Source organism: Bradyrhizobium centrosematis (assembly GCF_045571495.1).
GTDB classification, from domain to species: domain Bacteria; phylum Pseudomonadota; class Alphaproteobacteria; order Rhizobiales; family Xanthobacteraceae; genus Bradyrhizobium; species Bradyrhizobium centrosematis.
Map to the genome: position 1 here is coordinate 4,098,746 of NZ_CP120703.1, position 15,577 is coordinate 4,114,322.

Annotated in this window: 14 protein-coding genes; 3 read left to right on the top strand and 11 right to left on the bottom strand. The window is 64.6% G+C overall.

Annotation, left to right across the window (positions count from 1 at the left end; translation table 11 throughout):
- Nucleotides 1–24: 24 nt before the first annotated feature.
- The 6 genes from P6U31_RS19770 to P6U31_RS19795 form a co-directional block, all read right to left on the bottom strand.
- Nucleotides 25–1,029, bottom strand: a complete 1,005-nt coding sequence (locus P6U31_RS19770; RefSeq protein WP_407183343.1) for a 4-hydroxythreonine-4-phosphate dehydrogenase PdxA — start codon at nt 1,027–1,029, stop codon at nt 25–27.
- Entirely contained in the window at nt 1,026–2,564 is a 1,539-nt protein-coding gene (locus tag P6U31_RS19775; protein WP_407183344.1) for a tripartite tricarboxylate transporter permease, read from the bottom strand. The genes P6U31_RS19770 and P6U31_RS19775 overlap by 4 nt, the downstream gene beginning before the upstream one ends.
- An 11-nt stretch (nt 2,565–2,575) precedes the next feature.
- Nucleotides 2,576–3,058, bottom strand: coding sequence for a tripartite tricarboxylate transporter TctB family protein (locus P6U31_RS19780; RefSeq protein ID WP_407183345.1), 483 nt, complete (start codon nt 3,056–3,058; stop codon nt 2,576–2,578).
- 253 nt (nt 3,059–3,311) lie between these two features.
- Nucleotides 3,312–4,304: a Bug family tripartite tricarboxylate transporter substrate binding protein gene (locus P6U31_RS19785; RefSeq protein WP_407183346.1), complete on the bottom strand. Its 993-nt coding sequence runs from the start codon at nt 4,302–4,304 to the stop codon at nt 3,312–3,314.
- A gap of 64 nt (nt 4,305–4,368) precedes the next feature.
- On the bottom strand, nt 4,369–5,622 hold the full coding sequence (locus P6U31_RS19790; RefSeq protein ID WP_407183347.1) for a CaiB/BaiF CoA transferase family protein: 1,254 nt from the start codon (nt 5,620–5,622) through the stop codon (nt 4,369–4,371).
- A 9-nt stretch (nt 5,623–5,631) separates the two neighbouring features.
- Nucleotides 5,632–6,426: an enoyl-CoA hydratase/isomerase family protein gene (locus P6U31_RS19795; protein ID WP_407183348.1), complete on the bottom strand. Its 795-nt coding sequence runs from the start codon at nt 6,424–6,426 to the stop codon at nt 5,632–5,634.
- Between the two features lie 116 nt (nt 6,427–6,542).
- Between P6U31_RS19795 and P6U31_RS19800 the strand changes: the two genes are divergently transcribed.
- The gene (locus P6U31_RS19800) at nt 6,543–7,208 is read left to right on the top strand and encodes a GntR family transcriptional regulator (RefSeq protein ID WP_407183349.1); all 666 of its coding nucleotides are present in this window, start codon (nt 6,543–6,545) and stop codon (nt 7,206–7,208) included.
- Nucleotides 7,209–7,410: 202 nt separating this feature from the next.
- A complete protein-coding gene (locus P6U31_RS19805) occupies nt 7,411–8,382 on the top strand; it encodes an MBL fold metallo-hydrolase (RefSeq protein WP_407183350.1) in 972 nt (323 codons plus the stop codon).
- Nucleotides 8,383–8,458: 76 nt separating this feature from the next.
- Here the strand turns inward: P6U31_RS19805 and P6U31_RS19810 are convergent, their stop codons facing one another.
- The 5 genes from P6U31_RS19810 to P6U31_RS19830 all read right to left on the bottom strand — a co-directional run bounded on the left by P6U31_RS19810 (nt 8,459) and on the right by P6U31_RS19830 (nt 13,458).
- A complete protein-coding gene (locus P6U31_RS19810; protein WP_407183351.1) occupies nt 8,459–9,178 on the bottom strand; it encodes a haloacid dehalogenase type II in 720 nt (239 codons plus the stop codon).
- A gap of 143 nt (nt 9,179–9,321) precedes the next feature.
- The gene (gene glpX, locus P6U31_RS19815; RefSeq protein ID WP_407183352.1) at nt 9,322–10,323 is read right to left on the bottom strand and encodes a class II fructose-bisphosphatase; all 1,002 of its coding nucleotides are present in this window, start codon (nt 10,321–10,323) and stop codon (nt 9,322–9,324) included.
- Nucleotides 10,324–10,409: 86 nt separating this feature from the next.
- Complete coding sequence (locus P6U31_RS19820) at nt 10,410–11,726, bottom strand: homoserine dehydrogenase (RefSeq protein ID WP_407183353.1); 1,317 nt, start codon at nt 11,724–11,726, stop codon at nt 10,410–10,412.
- A gap of 29 nt (nt 11,727–11,755) precedes the next feature.
- Nucleotides 11,756–12,976 carry an LL-diaminopimelate aminotransferase gene (locus P6U31_RS19825; protein WP_407183354.1) on the bottom strand — a complete coding sequence of 407 codons (1,221 nt, stop codon included), beginning with the start codon at nt 12,974–12,976 and terminating at the stop codon, nt 11,756–11,758.
- A 209-nt stretch (nt 12,977–13,185) separates the two neighbouring features.
- Nucleotides 13,186–13,458: a hypothetical protein gene (locus P6U31_RS19830; RefSeq protein WP_407183356.1), complete on the bottom strand. Its 273-nt coding sequence runs from the start codon at nt 13,456–13,458 to the stop codon at nt 13,186–13,188.
- A gap of 252 nt (nt 13,459–13,710) precedes the next feature.
- Here P6U31_RS19830 and P6U31_RS19835 point away from each other — a divergent pair, with 252 nt between their 5' ends.
- Nucleotides 13,711–15,519, top strand: a complete 1,809-nt coding sequence (locus P6U31_RS19835; protein ID WP_407183357.1) for a PHA/PHB synthase family protein — start codon at nt 13,711–13,713, stop codon at nt 15,517–15,519.
- The last annotated feature ends 58 nt before the right edge of the window (nt 15,520–15,577 follow it).

Genomic DNA, 15,577 nt, shown 5'->3' on the forward strand with positions numbered 1-15,577 from the left:
ACTCGTTCATTGCGGCGTGCAGAATCAGCCGAGACGGCGCTCAGCCATCTCGGCTGCCAGCAGCAACGCGGTGCGGCTGGCGCCGATCGAAGCGATGCCCTGCCCTGCGATGTCGTAGGCGGTCCCGTGCGCAGGCGTGCAGATCGGAAACGGAAAGCCGCCAAGCAAGGTCACGCCACGGTCGAAGCCCATCAGCTTCATCGCGATCTGGCCCTGGTCGTGATACATCGTCAGCACCGCATCGAAGGCGCCGGCCTTGGCGCGGAGAAACACGGTGTCGGCGGGAAACGGACCCTCTGCAGCGATGCCCTCGCGCTGGCCGGCCGCGACCACGGGTGCGATGACGTCGATCTCCTCACGGCCGAAATTTCCGCCATCGCCGGCATGCGGATTGAGGCCAGCCACGGCGATGCGCGGCCGCGCGAAGCCGGCCTTGCGCATGCAGGCATCGGTCAGTGTGAGTGCGCGATGGATGCGTTCGCCGGTCAGCCTTGCGGCGACGTCCCTGAGCGGGATGTGCGACGTGACGCGCGCGTTCCAGAGCCGGTCGAGCACGTTGAATTCGCTGGCCGGCGTTGCGAGCCCAACCACCTCGGCCGAAAACGCGATCTCGTCGTCGTACTCGGCGCGGGCAAGCCGCATGGCCTGCTTGTTGAAGGGCGTGAAACAGACGGCATCGACGCGTCGGTCGCGGCCGAGCTCCAGTGCAAGCCGATAGTTCGCCAGCGCGAATTTCCCGCCGGCAAGGGTCGCTGTCTTCGGCTCGACTTCGCTGGGGTCGAGGTGACGGAGATCGACGAATAGCACATCGCCCTTCGCCGCGCGAAGATCTGCGCCCTGCTCCACCGTCGACAACTCCGGCTGGACGCCAGCGACGCGCGCGCCCTCGTCGAAGATGCGGCGATCGCCGATCACGACGAGCCGGCTTCGCTCCCGGATGTCGCCCTGCACCACCAGCTTGGCCGTCAGTTCGGGGCTGATGCCGGCGGGATCTCCCATGGCCAGCGCAATCAGCGGCTTTGCGGTCATATGATCACCTTCTCCTGGGCCGTGGTCTCGGCCGTGGGGGATGCCGGTTTGCGCCTGAGGTGCGCAAGCTGCAAGGCGAGCGGCAGCAGCAACAGCGCGATGCCGGCCACGATCAGGCATGTCACGAGCTTGTTGGCGAAGAAGATGCCGAGCGACCCCTTGGATATCAGCATCGACTGCCGGAACGCATCCTCGGCCTTGTCGCCGATGACGATCGCGAGCACGAGCGGGGCCAGCGGATAGAACAGCTTCTTGAAGAGATAGCCGACGACGCCGAAGCCGAGCATCATCACCACGTCGAGATAAGAGTTCGAGACCGAATAGGCGCCGACAACGCAGATGATCACGATCAGCGGTGCGATGACCACGAAAGGAATCCGCATCAAGGCGGCAAAGACCGGAACGGTCAGCAACACCAGCGCGACGGCGACGATGTTGCCGACATACATCGAGGCGATCAGGCCCCACACGAAGTCCTTGCTGTCGACAAAGAGCATCGGCCCGGGATTGAGGCCCCAGATCATCAGCCCGCCCATCATCACGGCCGCGGTCGCCGAGCCGGGGATGCCGAGCGAGAGCATCGGCAGAAGCGCGCTGGTGCCGGCGGCATGGTCGGCCGTCTCCGGCGAGATGATGCCTTCGACCTCGCCGGTGCCGAAGTGGCGGCCGCGGCGCGAGAAGCGGCGCGCAATGCCGTAGCTCATGAAGGACGCCGCGGTCGGGCCGCCCGGTGTGATCCCCATCCAGCACCCGATCGCGGCGCTACGCAGCAATGCCACGCCGTGCCGTGGCAGGCGGCCGACGGCGCGGAACACCTCGGCCCAGTCGATCTTCGAGGAGACGGCGCGGGCATGAAACTCCTCTTCGACGGCAACCAGCAGTTCGCCGATGCCGAACAGGCCCATGACCGCGACGACGAAGCTGACGCCCTTGACCAGTTCGTCGACGCCCATCGTGAGGCGGACGCTGCCGGACACGGTGTCGATGCCGATGGCTGCGATGGCAAAGCCGATCGCGAGCGCCACCACGGTCTTGATCGGGGCCGCGCCGCCCATGCCGACGAAGCTGGCGAAAGCCAGGAAATAGACCGCAAAATATTCGGCCGGCCCGAAGGCGAGCGCGACCTGCGCCACCCAGGAGGCGAGGAACGTAATCAGGATGACACCGACCAGAGCACCGAACGCCGCCGAACCGAATGCGGTCGCGAGCGCCGTGGTCGGCCGGCCGTCGCGCGCCATGGGATAACCGTCGAAAGTGGTCGCAACCGACGACGGTTCGCCCGGGATGTTGAACAGGATCGAGGTCACGGAGCCGCCGAACAGCGCCCCCCAATACATGCTGGAGAGCAGGATGATTGCGGACACCGGCTGCATGCCGAAGGTCAGCGGCAAGAGCAGCGACACCCCGTTCGGCGCGCCGAGCCCCGGCAGCACGCCGACGAGAATGCCGAGCAGCACGCCGACGACCATCAGAGCCAGATGGGGCACGGTGACCGCGATGGTGAAACCGTGCAGGAGCTCCGCGAGATTGTCCATCAGCCTCGCCCTTAGAATCCAAGTGCTGCGGCCAACGCGCCGTGCGGCAAGCTGACCTGGAACATGCGCTCGAACACGACGTAGAGCGCGGCTGCCGTCGCCCCCGCCGTGGCGAGCGCAGAAGGCACAGATTGGTGCCGAGGGATCGCCAGCACCGCAAAGACGTAAAGCGCAGCGGCGACGTACATCCCGAGCAACGGGATGGCGGCCACGAAGATCGCAGCCGGAACGAACAGGCCGGCAAGCCGGCGCAGCTCGAGCGGCGTGATGGCGATGCGAACATTTGCCAGCGTCGTGGCCGGCAGCACGCCACGCACCAGATTGTAGAGGCTCCCGAGCACGATGATGATGCCGGTCAGGAACGGGAACGTGCCGGCGTCGACGCCCGCGCTCGACCAGCCGATGCCGTTGTCGAGACTGGAGACGACGACGGCGACGCCGAAGCCACCGGTGAGCACGGCGGTCGCAAGTTCAAGGACGCGGCGGGAGATCATGGGGGGCTCCGCTCTGGCGCGGGACAAGGGCCGGTTGGCGTACAGGCGTCTTTGCCCCACATTCCTCCCTGCCGTCCCTGCGAACGCAGCGACCCATAACCACAGGGAGACGTTTGACGAAGACGAGAAGTGAACTCTTCGTCGGTACGACGACCGACACGCATGGAGAGATCACGCGGTGTGGGCCCCTGCGTTCGCAGGGACGGCAGGGAGTTGTTGGGCAGGCCCGGCGCATATCCAAGCTGGCCCCGCCTCACTTGACCAGCCAGCCCTGCTCGCCCGCGACCTGCTTGACGCGTTCGAGATCCTCCTTGATGAACTTGTCGAACTCGGCGCCGGTCAGGAACGTGTCGACCTGCGAGGTCTTCTCGATATAGTCCTTCCATTCCGGCGTCGCCTGCACCTTCTTCATGAGGTCGACATAGAATGCGGCCTGCTCCGGCGTGACCTTGCCGGGCAGCCAGACGGTGCGCGGCTGCTCATATTGCTTGATGTCGAGGCCCTGCTCGACGCAGGTCGGAACGTCGCCCCAGCCTTCGGTCGCCGTGATCTTGGCGCCCTGCGGCAACCGCTTGGGGCTGAAGACACACAGCGGACGCTGCGTGCCGCCGCGCCATTGCCCGAGGCTTTCGCTGGGATTGTTGACGTGGGAGTCGAGATGGCCGCCGGCGAGCTGTACGGCGGTCTCGGCTCCGCTCTTGAAGGGGATATAGGTCAGCTTGACCTTGCCGACCTTCTCGATCATGCGCGTCAGCACCTCATCGGTGTCCTTCGATTGCGCACCTCCCATCTTGAACTCGCCCGATGCGGCTGCCTTCAGATAGTCGCCCGCATTCTTGTAGGGCGCATCCTGCTTGACCCAGAGCAGGAACTCGTCCTGCGCCATGGCCGCGATCGGGGTGAGATCGGTGTAGTTGAACGCGACCTTGGAGACGAGCGGCTGCTGCCAGGCGTTCGAGGTGCCGAAGATCACCTTGTAGGGATCGCCCGCGGAGGCCTTGCCGTAGACATAGCCTTCGGCGCCGCTGCCGCCGCCCTTGTTGACGACGACGATCGGCTGATCCGTCAGCTTGTGCTTGGTGATGATGTTCTGCACCGCACGGGCGAGATTGTCGGTGCCGCCGCCCGGTCCGGCGGTCGCCACGAACTCGATCGGCTTTTGCGGTTGCCACGCGCTGAGCGCCGGCATCGTGCCGGCGAGCACGGCTACGGCTGCAGAGAGCAGAAATATTGACGTCCGACCCATGATCTCCTCCAGATGATTTTTGTCTTTTTGTATTTTTGTTTGGTCTTGTCGTATCAACGTCCGGTCAGGCGACGCGTTCTTCGCGCCGTTCCAGGGCCGAGACAATTGCGCCTTCCTTTTCGAGCGCCTCGATCTGCGCCTGATCGAAGCCGTGCTCGGCCAGCACTTCGCGCGTATGCTCACCATAGACCGGTGCGCCTGACAGCACTTTGCCCGGGGTCTCCGAAAATTTGAGGGGAAGGCCGATCGTCTTCACGGGACCGAGCGTGGAGTGCTCGACCTCGACAACCATCTCCCTGGCCAGCGTCTGCGGATCGCTCAGCGCCTCCAGCATGTCGTGCACGGGGCCGCACGGCACGCCCTTCTCGTCCAACGCCGCCAGCCAATGCGCTCGTGACTTCGTGCGAAAGCGCTCGCTGAGGACGGCTTCGAGCTGTTTCAGGTTCGCCATGCGATCGGCACCGGTGAGGAAGCGCGGATCATCAGCGAGTTCGCTCGCGCCGAGCGCTTCCAGCATCAACAGCCAGTGCTTCTTGTTGGCGCCGCCGACCACGAGCCAACCGTCGGAGGCTTCGAACGCCTGATACGGCGCGTTGAGCGGATGCGCCGACCCCATCGCGCGCGGTGCGGTGCCCGCGGCGAGCGCAATGGTCGACTGCCAATAGGTCTGTACCAGGGCGGCTTCATAGAGCGAGGTCTCGACCCATTGCCCCTCCCCGGTCTTGAGGCGATGCGTGTAGGCGGCGAGGATGCCCATGCAAGCGAGCAGGCCGGCGGTGATGTCGGACAATGGCGGGCCGCATTTGACGGGCGGACCGTCGGGGCGTTCGCCGGTAAAGCTCATGATGCCGCTCATGGCCTGCGCGACGAGGTCGAATCCCCTGCGGTGCTTGTAGGGACCTGTGCGGCCGAAGCCCGACAGCGAGCAATAGATCAGCGCCGGGAATTGCGCGTGCAGCGCCTCATAGCCGAATCCGAGACGCTCCATCGCGCCCGGCGCAAAATTCTCGACCAGCACATCGGCGTCTGCGATCAGCCGCCGCAGCACTTCTTTTCCGCCATCGGTCTTGAGATCCAGCACGATGCCGCGCTTGTTGCGGTTCATCATCAGGAAGGACGCTGCCTCGTCGCCGATCTTGGGCGGCACCGAGTGGCGGGTGTCGTCGCCGTTCGGCGATTTCTCGATCTTGATGACGTCGGCGCCCATGTCGGCGAGCATCAGGGTGCAGGTCGGCCCGGCCATGACATGTGTGAGATCGATGACCTTGAGGCCGGCGAGCGGTCCCGAACGGCGGGAGGTGGATGGCGAGCTTTGCATCGGGGCGTCCTATTGGCCGCGCCATTGCGGCGCGCGCTTGTTGAGGAAAGCATCGAGCCCTTCGCGAAAATCCTGGCTCGTGTAGCACATCAGGATGAGGTCCTCGCCCTCGTCCCGCGTCAGCCGCCGCTGCAGACGCGCCACCGCCTGCTTGGTCGCATTCAGCGTCAGCGGCGCGTGACTGGCGACCAGCCGGGCGACCTCGTCGGCCCGCTTGTCCAGCGCGGCGATGTCCTCGACGACCTCGCCGAGCAGCCCGATGCTTGCGGCTTCCGCGGCGTCGATCAGGCGCGCGGTGAAGATCAGGTCCTTGACTCGCGCGGCGCCGACCAACGCGGTGAGACGACTGACATTGGACATCGACAGGCAATTGCCGAGCGTCCGCGCGATCGGAAATCCGATCTTCGCAGCTTTCGTGCCGATGCGCAGGTCGCAGGCCGCGGCGATGCCCGCCCCGCCGCCAGTGCAGAACCCGTTGATCGCCGCGATGGTCGGCACCCGGCACTGCTCGAGCGTGGTCAGAACACGGTCGATCCGGTTCTCGTAGTCGATCGCGTCCTGGGGCGTCTTGAATTCGCGGAACTGGTTGATGTCGGTGCCTGAGGCGAAGGCCTTGTCGCCGGCCCCGCGCAGCACCAGCACCTTGATGTCATGATCGCGATTAGCCTCCTCGCAGATGGCGGCGAGCCGCTCATACATGGCGAAGGTGAAGGCATTGCGGGCCTGCGGGCGATTGAAGGTGATCTGCCCGATGCCGTCTTTGCATTCAAAAACCAGCTCGTCCGCCTGTACCGCCAGGTCCATTTCCTCATGTCCTCTTGTTTTTTACATTTTTGAATGCAAAATCTGGGATTAGCAAGCTGGAACTTCGGGACTTCCATCAGTTTCTTCAGTTTTGCATTCAAACTCGGGCTGGCCCCATGCTTCACGAAGACGTCGTCGGCCGTATCCGCGCCATTCTTCTCGACGGCGAAATCCCGCCGGGCGCCCGCATTCCCGAGCGCGAGCTGTGCGAGCGGCTCGGGATCTCGCGCACGCCGCTGCGTGAGGCCCTCAAGGTGCTCGCCGCCGAAGGCCTCGTGCAGCTTCTGCCGCATCGCGGCTCGCGCGCCGCAAAACTGACCGACAAGGACATGCGCGACCTGTTCGAGGTCTGCCAGGGTCTGGAGGCCCTTGCCGGCGAGCTCGCCTGCGAGCGCATCACCGACGCCGGGATCGACGAGATCGCCGCGGTGCACGCCGCCATGGTGCAGCATTATCGCGACGGCGACCTGATCCAGTACTACCGCGGCAACCGCGCCATTCACGAGGCCATCGTGACCGCGGCCGGAAACCCCGCGCTCGCGGGGCTCTACACGTCGGTGACGGCGCGCATCCGCCGCGCGCGCTATGTCACGCCGATGACGCCGCAGCGCTGGGCGCTCGCCGTGAAGGAGCACGAGGCCATCCTGAACGCGCTGCAGCGGCGCGACGGCGCCGGCCTCTCGCATATTCTGCGCGCGCATCTCCGCCACAAGCGTGAAGAGGTGTTGCAGGCGGGTTTTGCCGAGACCGAAGGACATGATCTCACGCTGAGAATTGCGTAAGGCGGACAGCGGATCCACACGCGGCCTTCGACACTCCTCGGCGCGTTCCCGCTCTACGTGAATCTGCTCACTGATTCCACTTGCTAGCTTGTAGCGGCGGGCGCAGCATACTCGTCTGCCGACTTGCGGCCGACTGGCCGATCTGGGCGGCCCCAACGCGCGAACAATCGCGCAAAGCAAAAGACAAAAGCGGAGGAAACGCATGACAATCGATGTCTCACGTCGATCCCTACTCGCACTTGGAGCTGGCCTTGGAGCGAGCGCGATGCTCGGCAGCAGCGCGTTGGCGCGGGCTCCCAAGCTCGGCACCCAGACGCCGTACTGGCACCGCTTCGTTCTCGGCGATGCCGAGGTCACCGTCGTGTCCGACGGGCCACTGCCGCTCGGCGATCCCTCCGGAACCTTCACAGGCGTTCCCAAGGAAGAGGTCAAGAAGATGCTGGCGGACAATTTCCTGTCGCCGGACAATGTCGTGCTCGAACAGAATTCGCCGATCGTGAACACCGGCGACAAGCTCATCCTGTTCGACACCGGCATGGGCACATCGAAGATGTTCGGCGCCAGCACCGGCCGGCAGCAGAAGAGCATGATGGAGGCCGGCATCAAGCCGGAGGACATCGACGCCGTGGTCTGCTCGCATGCCCATATCGACCACATCGGCGGCATCGTGGATGCCAACGACAAGCCGCTGTTCCCGAACGCGCAAGTCTACATTTCCCAGAGCGATTTCGACTTCTGGACCGACGAGGGCAAGCTCGGCAGCCCGGCCAAGGACTTCGTCGTTCACGCCCGCAAGAATCTGCTGCCGGTCCGCGAGCGGATCAAGTTCTTTAGGGATGGCGAGGAATTCCTACCCGGCGTGCAGGCGATCGCGGCGCCCGGCCACACCGTCGGCCACACCATCTTCATGGTGTCGTCGGCGGGCAAATCCTTCGCGTTCCTCGGCGACCTCTCGCACCATTCGGTGCTGCTGCTGGAGAAGCCGCGGATGGAATTCTCGTACGATACCGATCCGAAGCAGGCGGCGGACTCGCGGGTGAAGTTGCTGACGATGCTCGCCGCCAACAAGGTCCCGGTGATGTCGTATCACTTCGCCTGGCCGGGCTACGGCCATGTCGCCAAGGCCGGTGACGGCTTCCACTACTATCCGGAGCCGATGAAGATGACGTTGTAGTTTCTCCGCAATCAGGTCCGGGCGGCGGGCATGTCGCCCGGATCATTGGGGAGCGCACTTCCGGTCGAAGACGCCGCTAGCAACCAAGCCTGTCGGCGATCCCGCCAAAATCCTTGGCGACGATGTCCCAATTGCCAGTGGCCTCGAAATCGACCTTCTGAAGGGGACCGTATTCGGTCGGCCGCGCCACGAAGGCGGTCTTCAATCCGTTCTTCTGAGCGGCCGCGAGATCGCCGTTGTGGGCGGCGACCATCATCACCTCTTCCGGCTTGAGACAGAGCAGCTTCGCGGCGCCGAGATAGGTCTCGGGATCCGGCTTGTAATGCTCGAACAGCTCGGCCGACATGATGAGGTCCCACGGCAGGCCGGCGAACTTGGCCATGTTGGTGAGCAGCGCGACGTTGCCGTTCGAAAGCGGCGCGATCACGAATTTCCGCTTCAGCCGGGTCAGGCCGGCGACGCTGTCGGGCCAGGGGTGCAGGCGGTGCCAGCCCTTGGTGAGATGATCGAGATCGGCGTCCGTGAGGCCCTTGATCGCGAACTTCTCGACCAGCTTCTCGAGCGAGCGGCGATGCAGATCATCGAGCATGATATAGCCGCGCGCAGGGTTCTTGCGCACGTCGTCCATGGAGGCGACGTACATGCCGCGCCAGCCGTCGACGAGCGCAGTCCAATCAGCAGTGATGCCGCGCTGCTTGCTCCACCACATGAAGTCGGTGATGAGGCTGGTGCGCCAGTCCACGACCGTGCCGAACACGTCGAAGACGAGGGCTTTGACTGCGGAGAGATCGGACATGTGCGCTTCCTTTTTGTTCTTATCGTCGTCATTCCGGGGCGCGCAGAGCGCGAACCCGGAGTTTCGCGCTACAATCTCTGGATTCCGGGTTCTCCGGGCCGCGCGCTTTGCGCGGTCCCGTCGCCCCGGAATGACGCTTCACGTCAATCCAGATGGAACTTGGCCAGCTCGCGATGCTCGGCCTTGATGTAGCGCACGGTGCCGGTGACCGAGCGCATCACCACCGTCTCGGTCTCGATCACGCCGTCCTTGCGGAACTTGACGCCCGACAGCAGCGAGCCGGTGGTGACGCCGGTGGCGGCGAACAGGCAGTCGCCGCGCGCCATGTCCTCGATGCCATAGATCATCTTGGGATCGTTGACGCCCATCTTGGCGGCGCGCTCGATCTTCTCGCCGGAATCGAGGATCAGGCGGCACTGCATCTGGCCGCCGATGCAGCGCAGCGCCACGGCTGCGAGCACGCCTTCCGGCGCACCGCCGGTGCCGAGATACATGTCGACGCCGGTGTTATCGGGGTCAGCGCAGTGAATGACGCCGGCGACGTCGCCGTCGGTGATCAGGCGCACGGCAGCGCCCGTGGAGCGCACGCTTGCGATGATGTCGGCATGGCGCGGACGGTCGAGCACCAGGACCGTGATGCCGTCCGGCTTGACGCCCTTCGCCTTGGCGAGGCGGCGGACATTGTCGGCCGGCGAGGCATCGAGATCGACCACGCCCTTGTCGTAGCCGGGGCCGATCGCGAGCTTCTGCATGTAGACGTCGGGAGCGTGCAGCAGCGTGCCGCCGTCTGCCATCGCCATGGTGGCGATCGAGCCCGGCATGTTCTTGGCGCACAGCGTGGTGCCCTCGAGCGGGTCGACCGCGATATCGACCTCGGGGCCGGCCTTCAGGCCGACCTGCTCGCCGATATAGAGCATCGGCGCCTCGTCGCGCTCGCCCTCGCCGATCACGATGGTGCCCTGGATCGGCAGCTTGTTGAGCTCGCGTCGCATCGCGTCGACCGCGGCCTGGTCGGCTGCCTTCTCGTTGCCGTGTCCGCGCAGGCGCGCCGACGACACCGCCGCCCGCTCCGTCACACGCACGATCTCCAGCGTGAGAATACGCTCGAGCAACGCCTGCGGCGGCACTGAAATATGGGTCGACATCGGCTTACTCCTTAAACGGTTTGGGACGGAAATCTCCGTCCGCATCAACTCACAACGCCCACGGTTCGTTCGACCGAACGACCGCCTCAGTTCTTCTCGATCCGGATCACTTGCGGCCGTCCGCTGATCACCTTGTCCTTCTGCACGGCCGCGAGCGCGCGGCGCACGGCGTCCTCATGCGTGGCGTAGGTGATCAGGATGACCGGCACGGGGACCGCCTTGCCGTTGGCAGGCGCAGCGCTGCCATTGGGATGACGCTGCACGATCGACTCGATCGAAATCTTCTGCTCTGCAAGCCGGGTCGCGATCGCGGCCGCGGTGCCGGGGAAATCGCGCGCGAGCAGGCGAATGTAATAACCGCCCTCATGCCGCTCCATCGGCGCCTTCTCGGTGTCGCGCAGCTGCGCGATCGGCCGGCCGAACGGATTGGCGCGGATGCCGCGCGCGACATCGGCGATGTCGGCGACGACGGCCGATGCGGTCGCAGCGCCACCCGCGCCGGGCCCGACCAGCGTGATCGGCGGAATGCCCTCGCCATCGATCGTGACCGCATTGGTGACGCCCATCACCTGCGCGATCGAGGAGGATCTTGGAACCATGGTCGGATGCACGCGCTGCTCGATGCCCTTGGCGGTGCGCACCGCAACGCCGAGCAGCTTGACGCGGTAGCCGAGATCGGACGCGGCACGCAGATCTTCCGGCGCGATGGATGAGATGCCTTCGACATACACCGCGCTTTGAGCAACTTTCGTGCCGAAGGCGAGGCTGGCAAGGATCGCGAGCTTCTGCGCGGTGTCATGGCCGTCGACGTCGAAGGACGGGTTGGCCTCGGCATAGCCCAGCCGCTGCGCGTCCTTGAGGCATTCGGCGAAGGACAGCCCCTCCTGCTCCATCCGCGTCAGGATGTAGTTGCAGGTGCCGTTGAGGATGCCGTAGACGCGGCTGATGCCGGTGCCGGCAAGCCCCTCCCGCAACGTCTTGATGACGGGGATCGCGGCGCCGACCGCTGCCTCGAAATTCAGCGCGCCGCCGTGCTTTTCGGCTGCCTTGGCGAGCTTGATGCCGTGCTTGGCCAGCAGCGCCTTGTTGGCCGTGACGACCGACTTGCCGGCGTTGAGCGCCGCCTCCACCGCCGACAAGGCGGGATCGCCGGCGCCGCCCATCAGCTCGACGAAGCAATCGATACCGGGATGCGTGGCCAGCGCCATCGGATCCTTGGCCCATTCCACGCCGCGCAGATCGATGCCGCGCTTCTTCGCTTTCGAGCGCGCGGTAACGGCAACGACGCGGATGCCGCGGCCGCTGCGGGCCGCCAGCACGCGGGCCTGCGTTTCGATCAAACGGACCACTTCGGCGCCCACGGTGCCGAGCCCCGCTATGCCCACTTTCAGGGGTGCAACCATGATGTCTTAGAAAACCTGCCGAAGAGAACTTAACGCCGATTGGCGAGCGGAACGACGTTGTGCAACGTTTCGATGCCGCTTTCAAGGAAGCGTCGCACGCCGCGCGCGGCCTGCCGGATCCGTTGCTCGTTTTCCACCATGGCGATGCGGACATATCCTTCACCATGCTCGCCGAAGCCGACGCCGGGCGAGACCGCGACGCCGGATTTCTCGACCATCAGGGTCGCGAACTGCATGCTGCCGACGCCGCGGAAGGCTTCCGGCAGCGGCACCCAGGCGAACATCGAGGCCTCCGGCGGCGGAATCTCCCAGCCGGCACGACCGAACGATTCCACCAGCGCATCGCGGCGCTTGCGATAGGTGTCGCGCATCTCCTTGATGCAATCGTCCGGGCCGTTGAGCGCGGCGGTCGCCGCAACCTGCACCGGTGTGAACGCACCGTAGTCGAGATAGGATTTGACGCGCGCGAGCGCGGCGATCACGCGCTCATTGCCGACCGCAAAGCCCATGCGCCAGCCGGCCATCGAATAGGTCTTCGACATCGAGGTGAACTCGACGGTGCAGTCCATCGCGCCCGGCACCTGCAGCACCGATGGCGGCGGGTTGGCTTCGTCGAAATAGACCTCGGCATAAGCGAGATCGGACAGGATCAGGATCTCGTGCTTCTTGGCGAAGGCAACGAGGTCCTTGTAGAAGTCGAGGCTCGCGACATAGGCGGTCGGGTTGGAGGGATAGCAGACGACCAGCGCGAGCGGCTTCGGGATCGAATGGATGATCGCCCGCTCGGCCGCCTCGAAGAACTGCGGCGTCGGCTCGGAAGGCACCGAGCGGATGACGCCGCCCGCCATCAAAAAGCCGAAGGCGTGAATCGGGTAGCTCGGGTTCGGACACAGGATGACGTCGCCCGGCGCCGTGATCGCCTGCGCCACGTTGGCAAAGCCTTCCTTCGAACCCAGCGTCGCCACCACCTGGGTGTCGGGGTTGAGCTTCACGCCGAAGCGGCGGGCATAATAGGCCGCCTGAGCGCGGCGCAGCCCGGGGATGCCGCGTGAGGCCGAGTAGCGATCGGTGCGCGGCTTGCCGAGCGTCTCCTTCAGCTTCTCCAGCACATGTGCCGGGGCCGGCAGATCCGGATTGCCCATGCCGAGGTCGATGATGTCGGCGCCGGCATTCCGCGCGGCCGCCTTGGCCCGGTTGACCTGCTCGAACACGTAAGGCGGAAGGCGGCGGATGCGGTAAAATTCTTCCATGGCTCTCTGGGCTCCGGGCAACCGGTCAGGACAGAATCGACGGGACAGAACAGCGGCTCGAAAAGGGCTCAGTCTGGTCTCAAAAATCGCTCAAAATCAAAAGCTTAGAGCAATCATCGACAACGAAGACTGAAGTCGTTCGCCCTGACTCTCGGCTGAACCGGGATCTTTTAGCACGGCAAGGCCGGGGCGCCACCCGTTGGACGGCCTTATTTCGCGTCCTTGGCGGCCGCGGCCTGGCGATCGCGCGCAGCTGCCAGCTCGGCCTCGATCTTGGCGCGCTGTTCCGGGGGGATGATCGCTTGGTCGCGATCCGGCGGCAGGTCGTGCACGGGCAGATAGGTCCCCGGCTCCTTCGGATGCGCTTGCGCGTCTGCAGGCGTTAAATCCGCGAGCTGGCTCGAGCAACCACCCAGCGCAAATGTCACGCTCAGGAGCGCGCCATAGATCAGCAGCGATCTTTGGACCCTCAACGCCAACACTTGGGAAATCCTCTACTCGTCCCAATGCAAGCTGCCGCACATTAATCCGACAACCTGCCCAAGCTCAAACCAATGCTGCCCACAAATGGTACGAGCGAGAAAACATCTAAGGCCCACGGCCCGAGAGTTGCACCGCGAATGTGACAAAACCAAGAAAATTTGTCGCAGTGCAGCACATCTTGCAGCGTGTTTAACGTCAAACATGCGAGCTTCGCGGTGACGAATACGGAATGAATCGTTACTGTTCTGCTCATGAGTATGGCCACCACCGACACGCCCAAGCCCGACACAAAGTTCGATGCGGAAGCCTTCGCGATGAATGTCGCGCGGGCGATGGAAAGCGGCGGCAAGGCGCTCGCTGCCTATCTCAAGCCGCGCGAGAGCGGCGAGGTGCAGGACCGCCCGCCGGCCGAGCTTGTTGAAGTGGTCAAGACCTTCACGTCGGTCGCCGAATATTGGTTGTCGGATACGTCCCGCTCGTCCGATCTGCAGACCAAGCTCGCCAAGGATTATCTCGACCTCTGGGGCTCGGCGGCGCGCCGCCTCGCCGGCCAGGACGCTCCGCCCGCGATCGCGCCCTCGCCGCGCGACAAGCGCTTTGCCGATCCGGAATGGAAGTCGAACCAGTTCTTCGATTTCGTGATGCAGCTCTATCTGCTCACGACCAAATGGGCGCAGGAGCTGGTGCGCGATGCCGAAGGGCTCGATCCGCACACCCGCCGCAAGGCCGAGTTCTACGTCCAGCAGCTCACCAACGCGCTGTCGCCGTCCAATTTCGTGCTGACCAATCCGGAGGTGTTGCGCGAGACGGTGACCAGCAGCGGCGAGAACCTCGCGCGCGGACTGACGATGCTGGCCGAGGACATCGCGGCCGGCAAGGGCATGCTGAAGATTCGCCAGTCCAATCCGGACAATCTCGTCGTCGGCGTCAACATGGCGACGACGCCGGGCAAGGTGATCTATCAGAACGAGATGATGCAGCTGATCCAGTATTCGCCGACCACGGAAACGGTGCTGCGCACCCCGCTCCTGATCGTGCCGCCCTGGATCAACAAATTCTACATCCTCGATCTGAAGCCGGAGAAATCCTACATCAAGTGGTGCGTCGACCAGGGCATCACCGTGTTCGTGATCTCATGGGTCAATCCCGACAAGCGGCTCGGCAACAAGAGCTGGGAAGACTACATGAAGGAAGGCCCGCTCACGGCGATGGACGTGATCGAGAAGGTCACCGGCGAGATGAAGGTCCACACCGCCGGCTATTGCGTCGGCGGCACCATGCTCGCGACCACGCTGGCCTGGCTCGCCGAGAAACGCCGCCAGCGCGTCTCGTCCGCGACGTTCTTCGCCGCGCAGGTCGACTTCACCCATGCTGGCGATCTCCTCGTGTTCGTCGACGAGGAGCAGATCGCCGCGCTCGAGCAGGACATGAAGGCGGCCGGCGTGCTCGAAGGCTCGAAGATGGCGATGGCCTTCAACATGCTCCGCTCCAACGATTTGATCTGGTCCTATGTCGTCAGCAACTACCTGAAGGGCCAGCAGCCGAGCGCGTTCGACCTGTTGCACTGGAACTCGGATGCGACGCGGATGACGCAGGCGAACCATTCCTATTACCTGCGCAATTGCTACCTGGAGAACCGCCTCTCGACCGGCACGATGGTGCTCGACAACACGCTGCTCGATCTCTCCAAGGTCAAGGTGCCCGTCTACAATCTCGCCACCCGCGAGGACCACATCGCGCCCGCTGAATCGGTGCTGTACGGCTCCCAATTCTTCGGCGGTCCTGTGAAGTATGTGCTGTCGGGCTCGGGCCATATTGCGGGCGTCGTCAATCCGCCCGCCTCGAACAAGTACCAGTACTGGACCAACGACAACATCAAGGACGTCAATGTCGCGCAGTGGATGAAGGGTGCCGTCGAGCACAAGGGTTCGTGGTGGCCGGACTGGCGGCAGTGGCTGGGCGAGATCGATCCGGAGCAGGTTCCGGCGCGCCTACCGGGGAGCGAAGCATTCCCACCCATCGAAGACGCGCCCGGCAGCTATGTCAGGGTTCGTGCATAGCGGAATCGCCTGCGCTTTCGTATAGACTGGCGCTCATCGCAGCGACGACAGAGGGGAC

Bases quoted from the DNA above. Each gene is read 5' to 3' on its own strand.
- P6U31_RS19795 (WP_407183348.1), bottom strand. From the start codon at position 6,426: ATGGACCTGGCGGTACAGGCGGACGAGCTGGTTTTTGAATGCAAAGAC.
- P6U31_RS19820 (WP_407183353.1), bottom strand. From the start codon at position 11,726: ATGGTTGCACCCCTGAAAGTGGGCATAGCGGGGCTCGGCACCGTGGGC.
- P6U31_RS19785 (WP_407183346.1), bottom strand. From the start codon at position 4,304: ATGGGTCGGACGTCAATATTTCTGCTCTCTGCAGCCGTAGCCGTGCTC.
- P6U31_RS19810 (WP_407183351.1), bottom strand. From the start codon at position 9,178: ATGTCCGATCTCTCCGCAGTCAAAGCCCTCGTCTTCGACGTGTTCGGC.
- glpX (WP_407183352.1), bottom strand. From the start codon at position 10,323: ATGTCGACCCATATTTCAGTGCCGCCGCAGGCGTTGCTCGAGCGTATT.
- P6U31_RS19780 (WP_407183345.1), bottom strand. From the start codon at position 3,058: ATGATCTCCCGCCGCGTCCTTGAACTTGCGACCGCCGTGCTCACCGGT.
- P6U31_RS19825 (WP_407183354.1), bottom strand. From the start codon at position 12,976: ATGGAAGAATTTTACCGCATCCGCCGCCTTCCGCCTTACGTGTTCGAG.
- P6U31_RS19775 (WP_407183344.1), bottom strand. From the start codon at position 2,564: ATGGACAATCTCGCGGAGCTCCTGCACGGTTTCACCATCGCGGTCACC.
- P6U31_RS19800 (WP_407183349.1), top strand. From the start codon at position 6,543: ATGCTTCACGAAGACGTCGTCGGCCGTATCCGCGCCATTCTTCTCGAC.
- P6U31_RS19805 (WP_407183350.1), top strand. From the start codon at position 7,411: ATGACAATCGATGTCTCACGTCGATCCCTACTCGCACTTGGAGCTGGC.
- P6U31_RS19835 (WP_407183357.1), top strand. From the start codon at position 13,711: ATGAGTATGGCCACCACCGACACGCCCAAGCCCGACACAAAGTTCGAT.
- P6U31_RS19790 (WP_407183347.1), bottom strand. From the start codon at position 5,622: ATGCAAAGCTCGCCATCCACCTCCCGCCGTTCGGGACCGCTCGCCGGC.
- P6U31_RS19770 (WP_407183343.1), bottom strand. From the start codon at position 1,029: ATGACCGCAAAGCCGCTGATTGCGCTGGCCATGGGAGATCCCGCCGGC.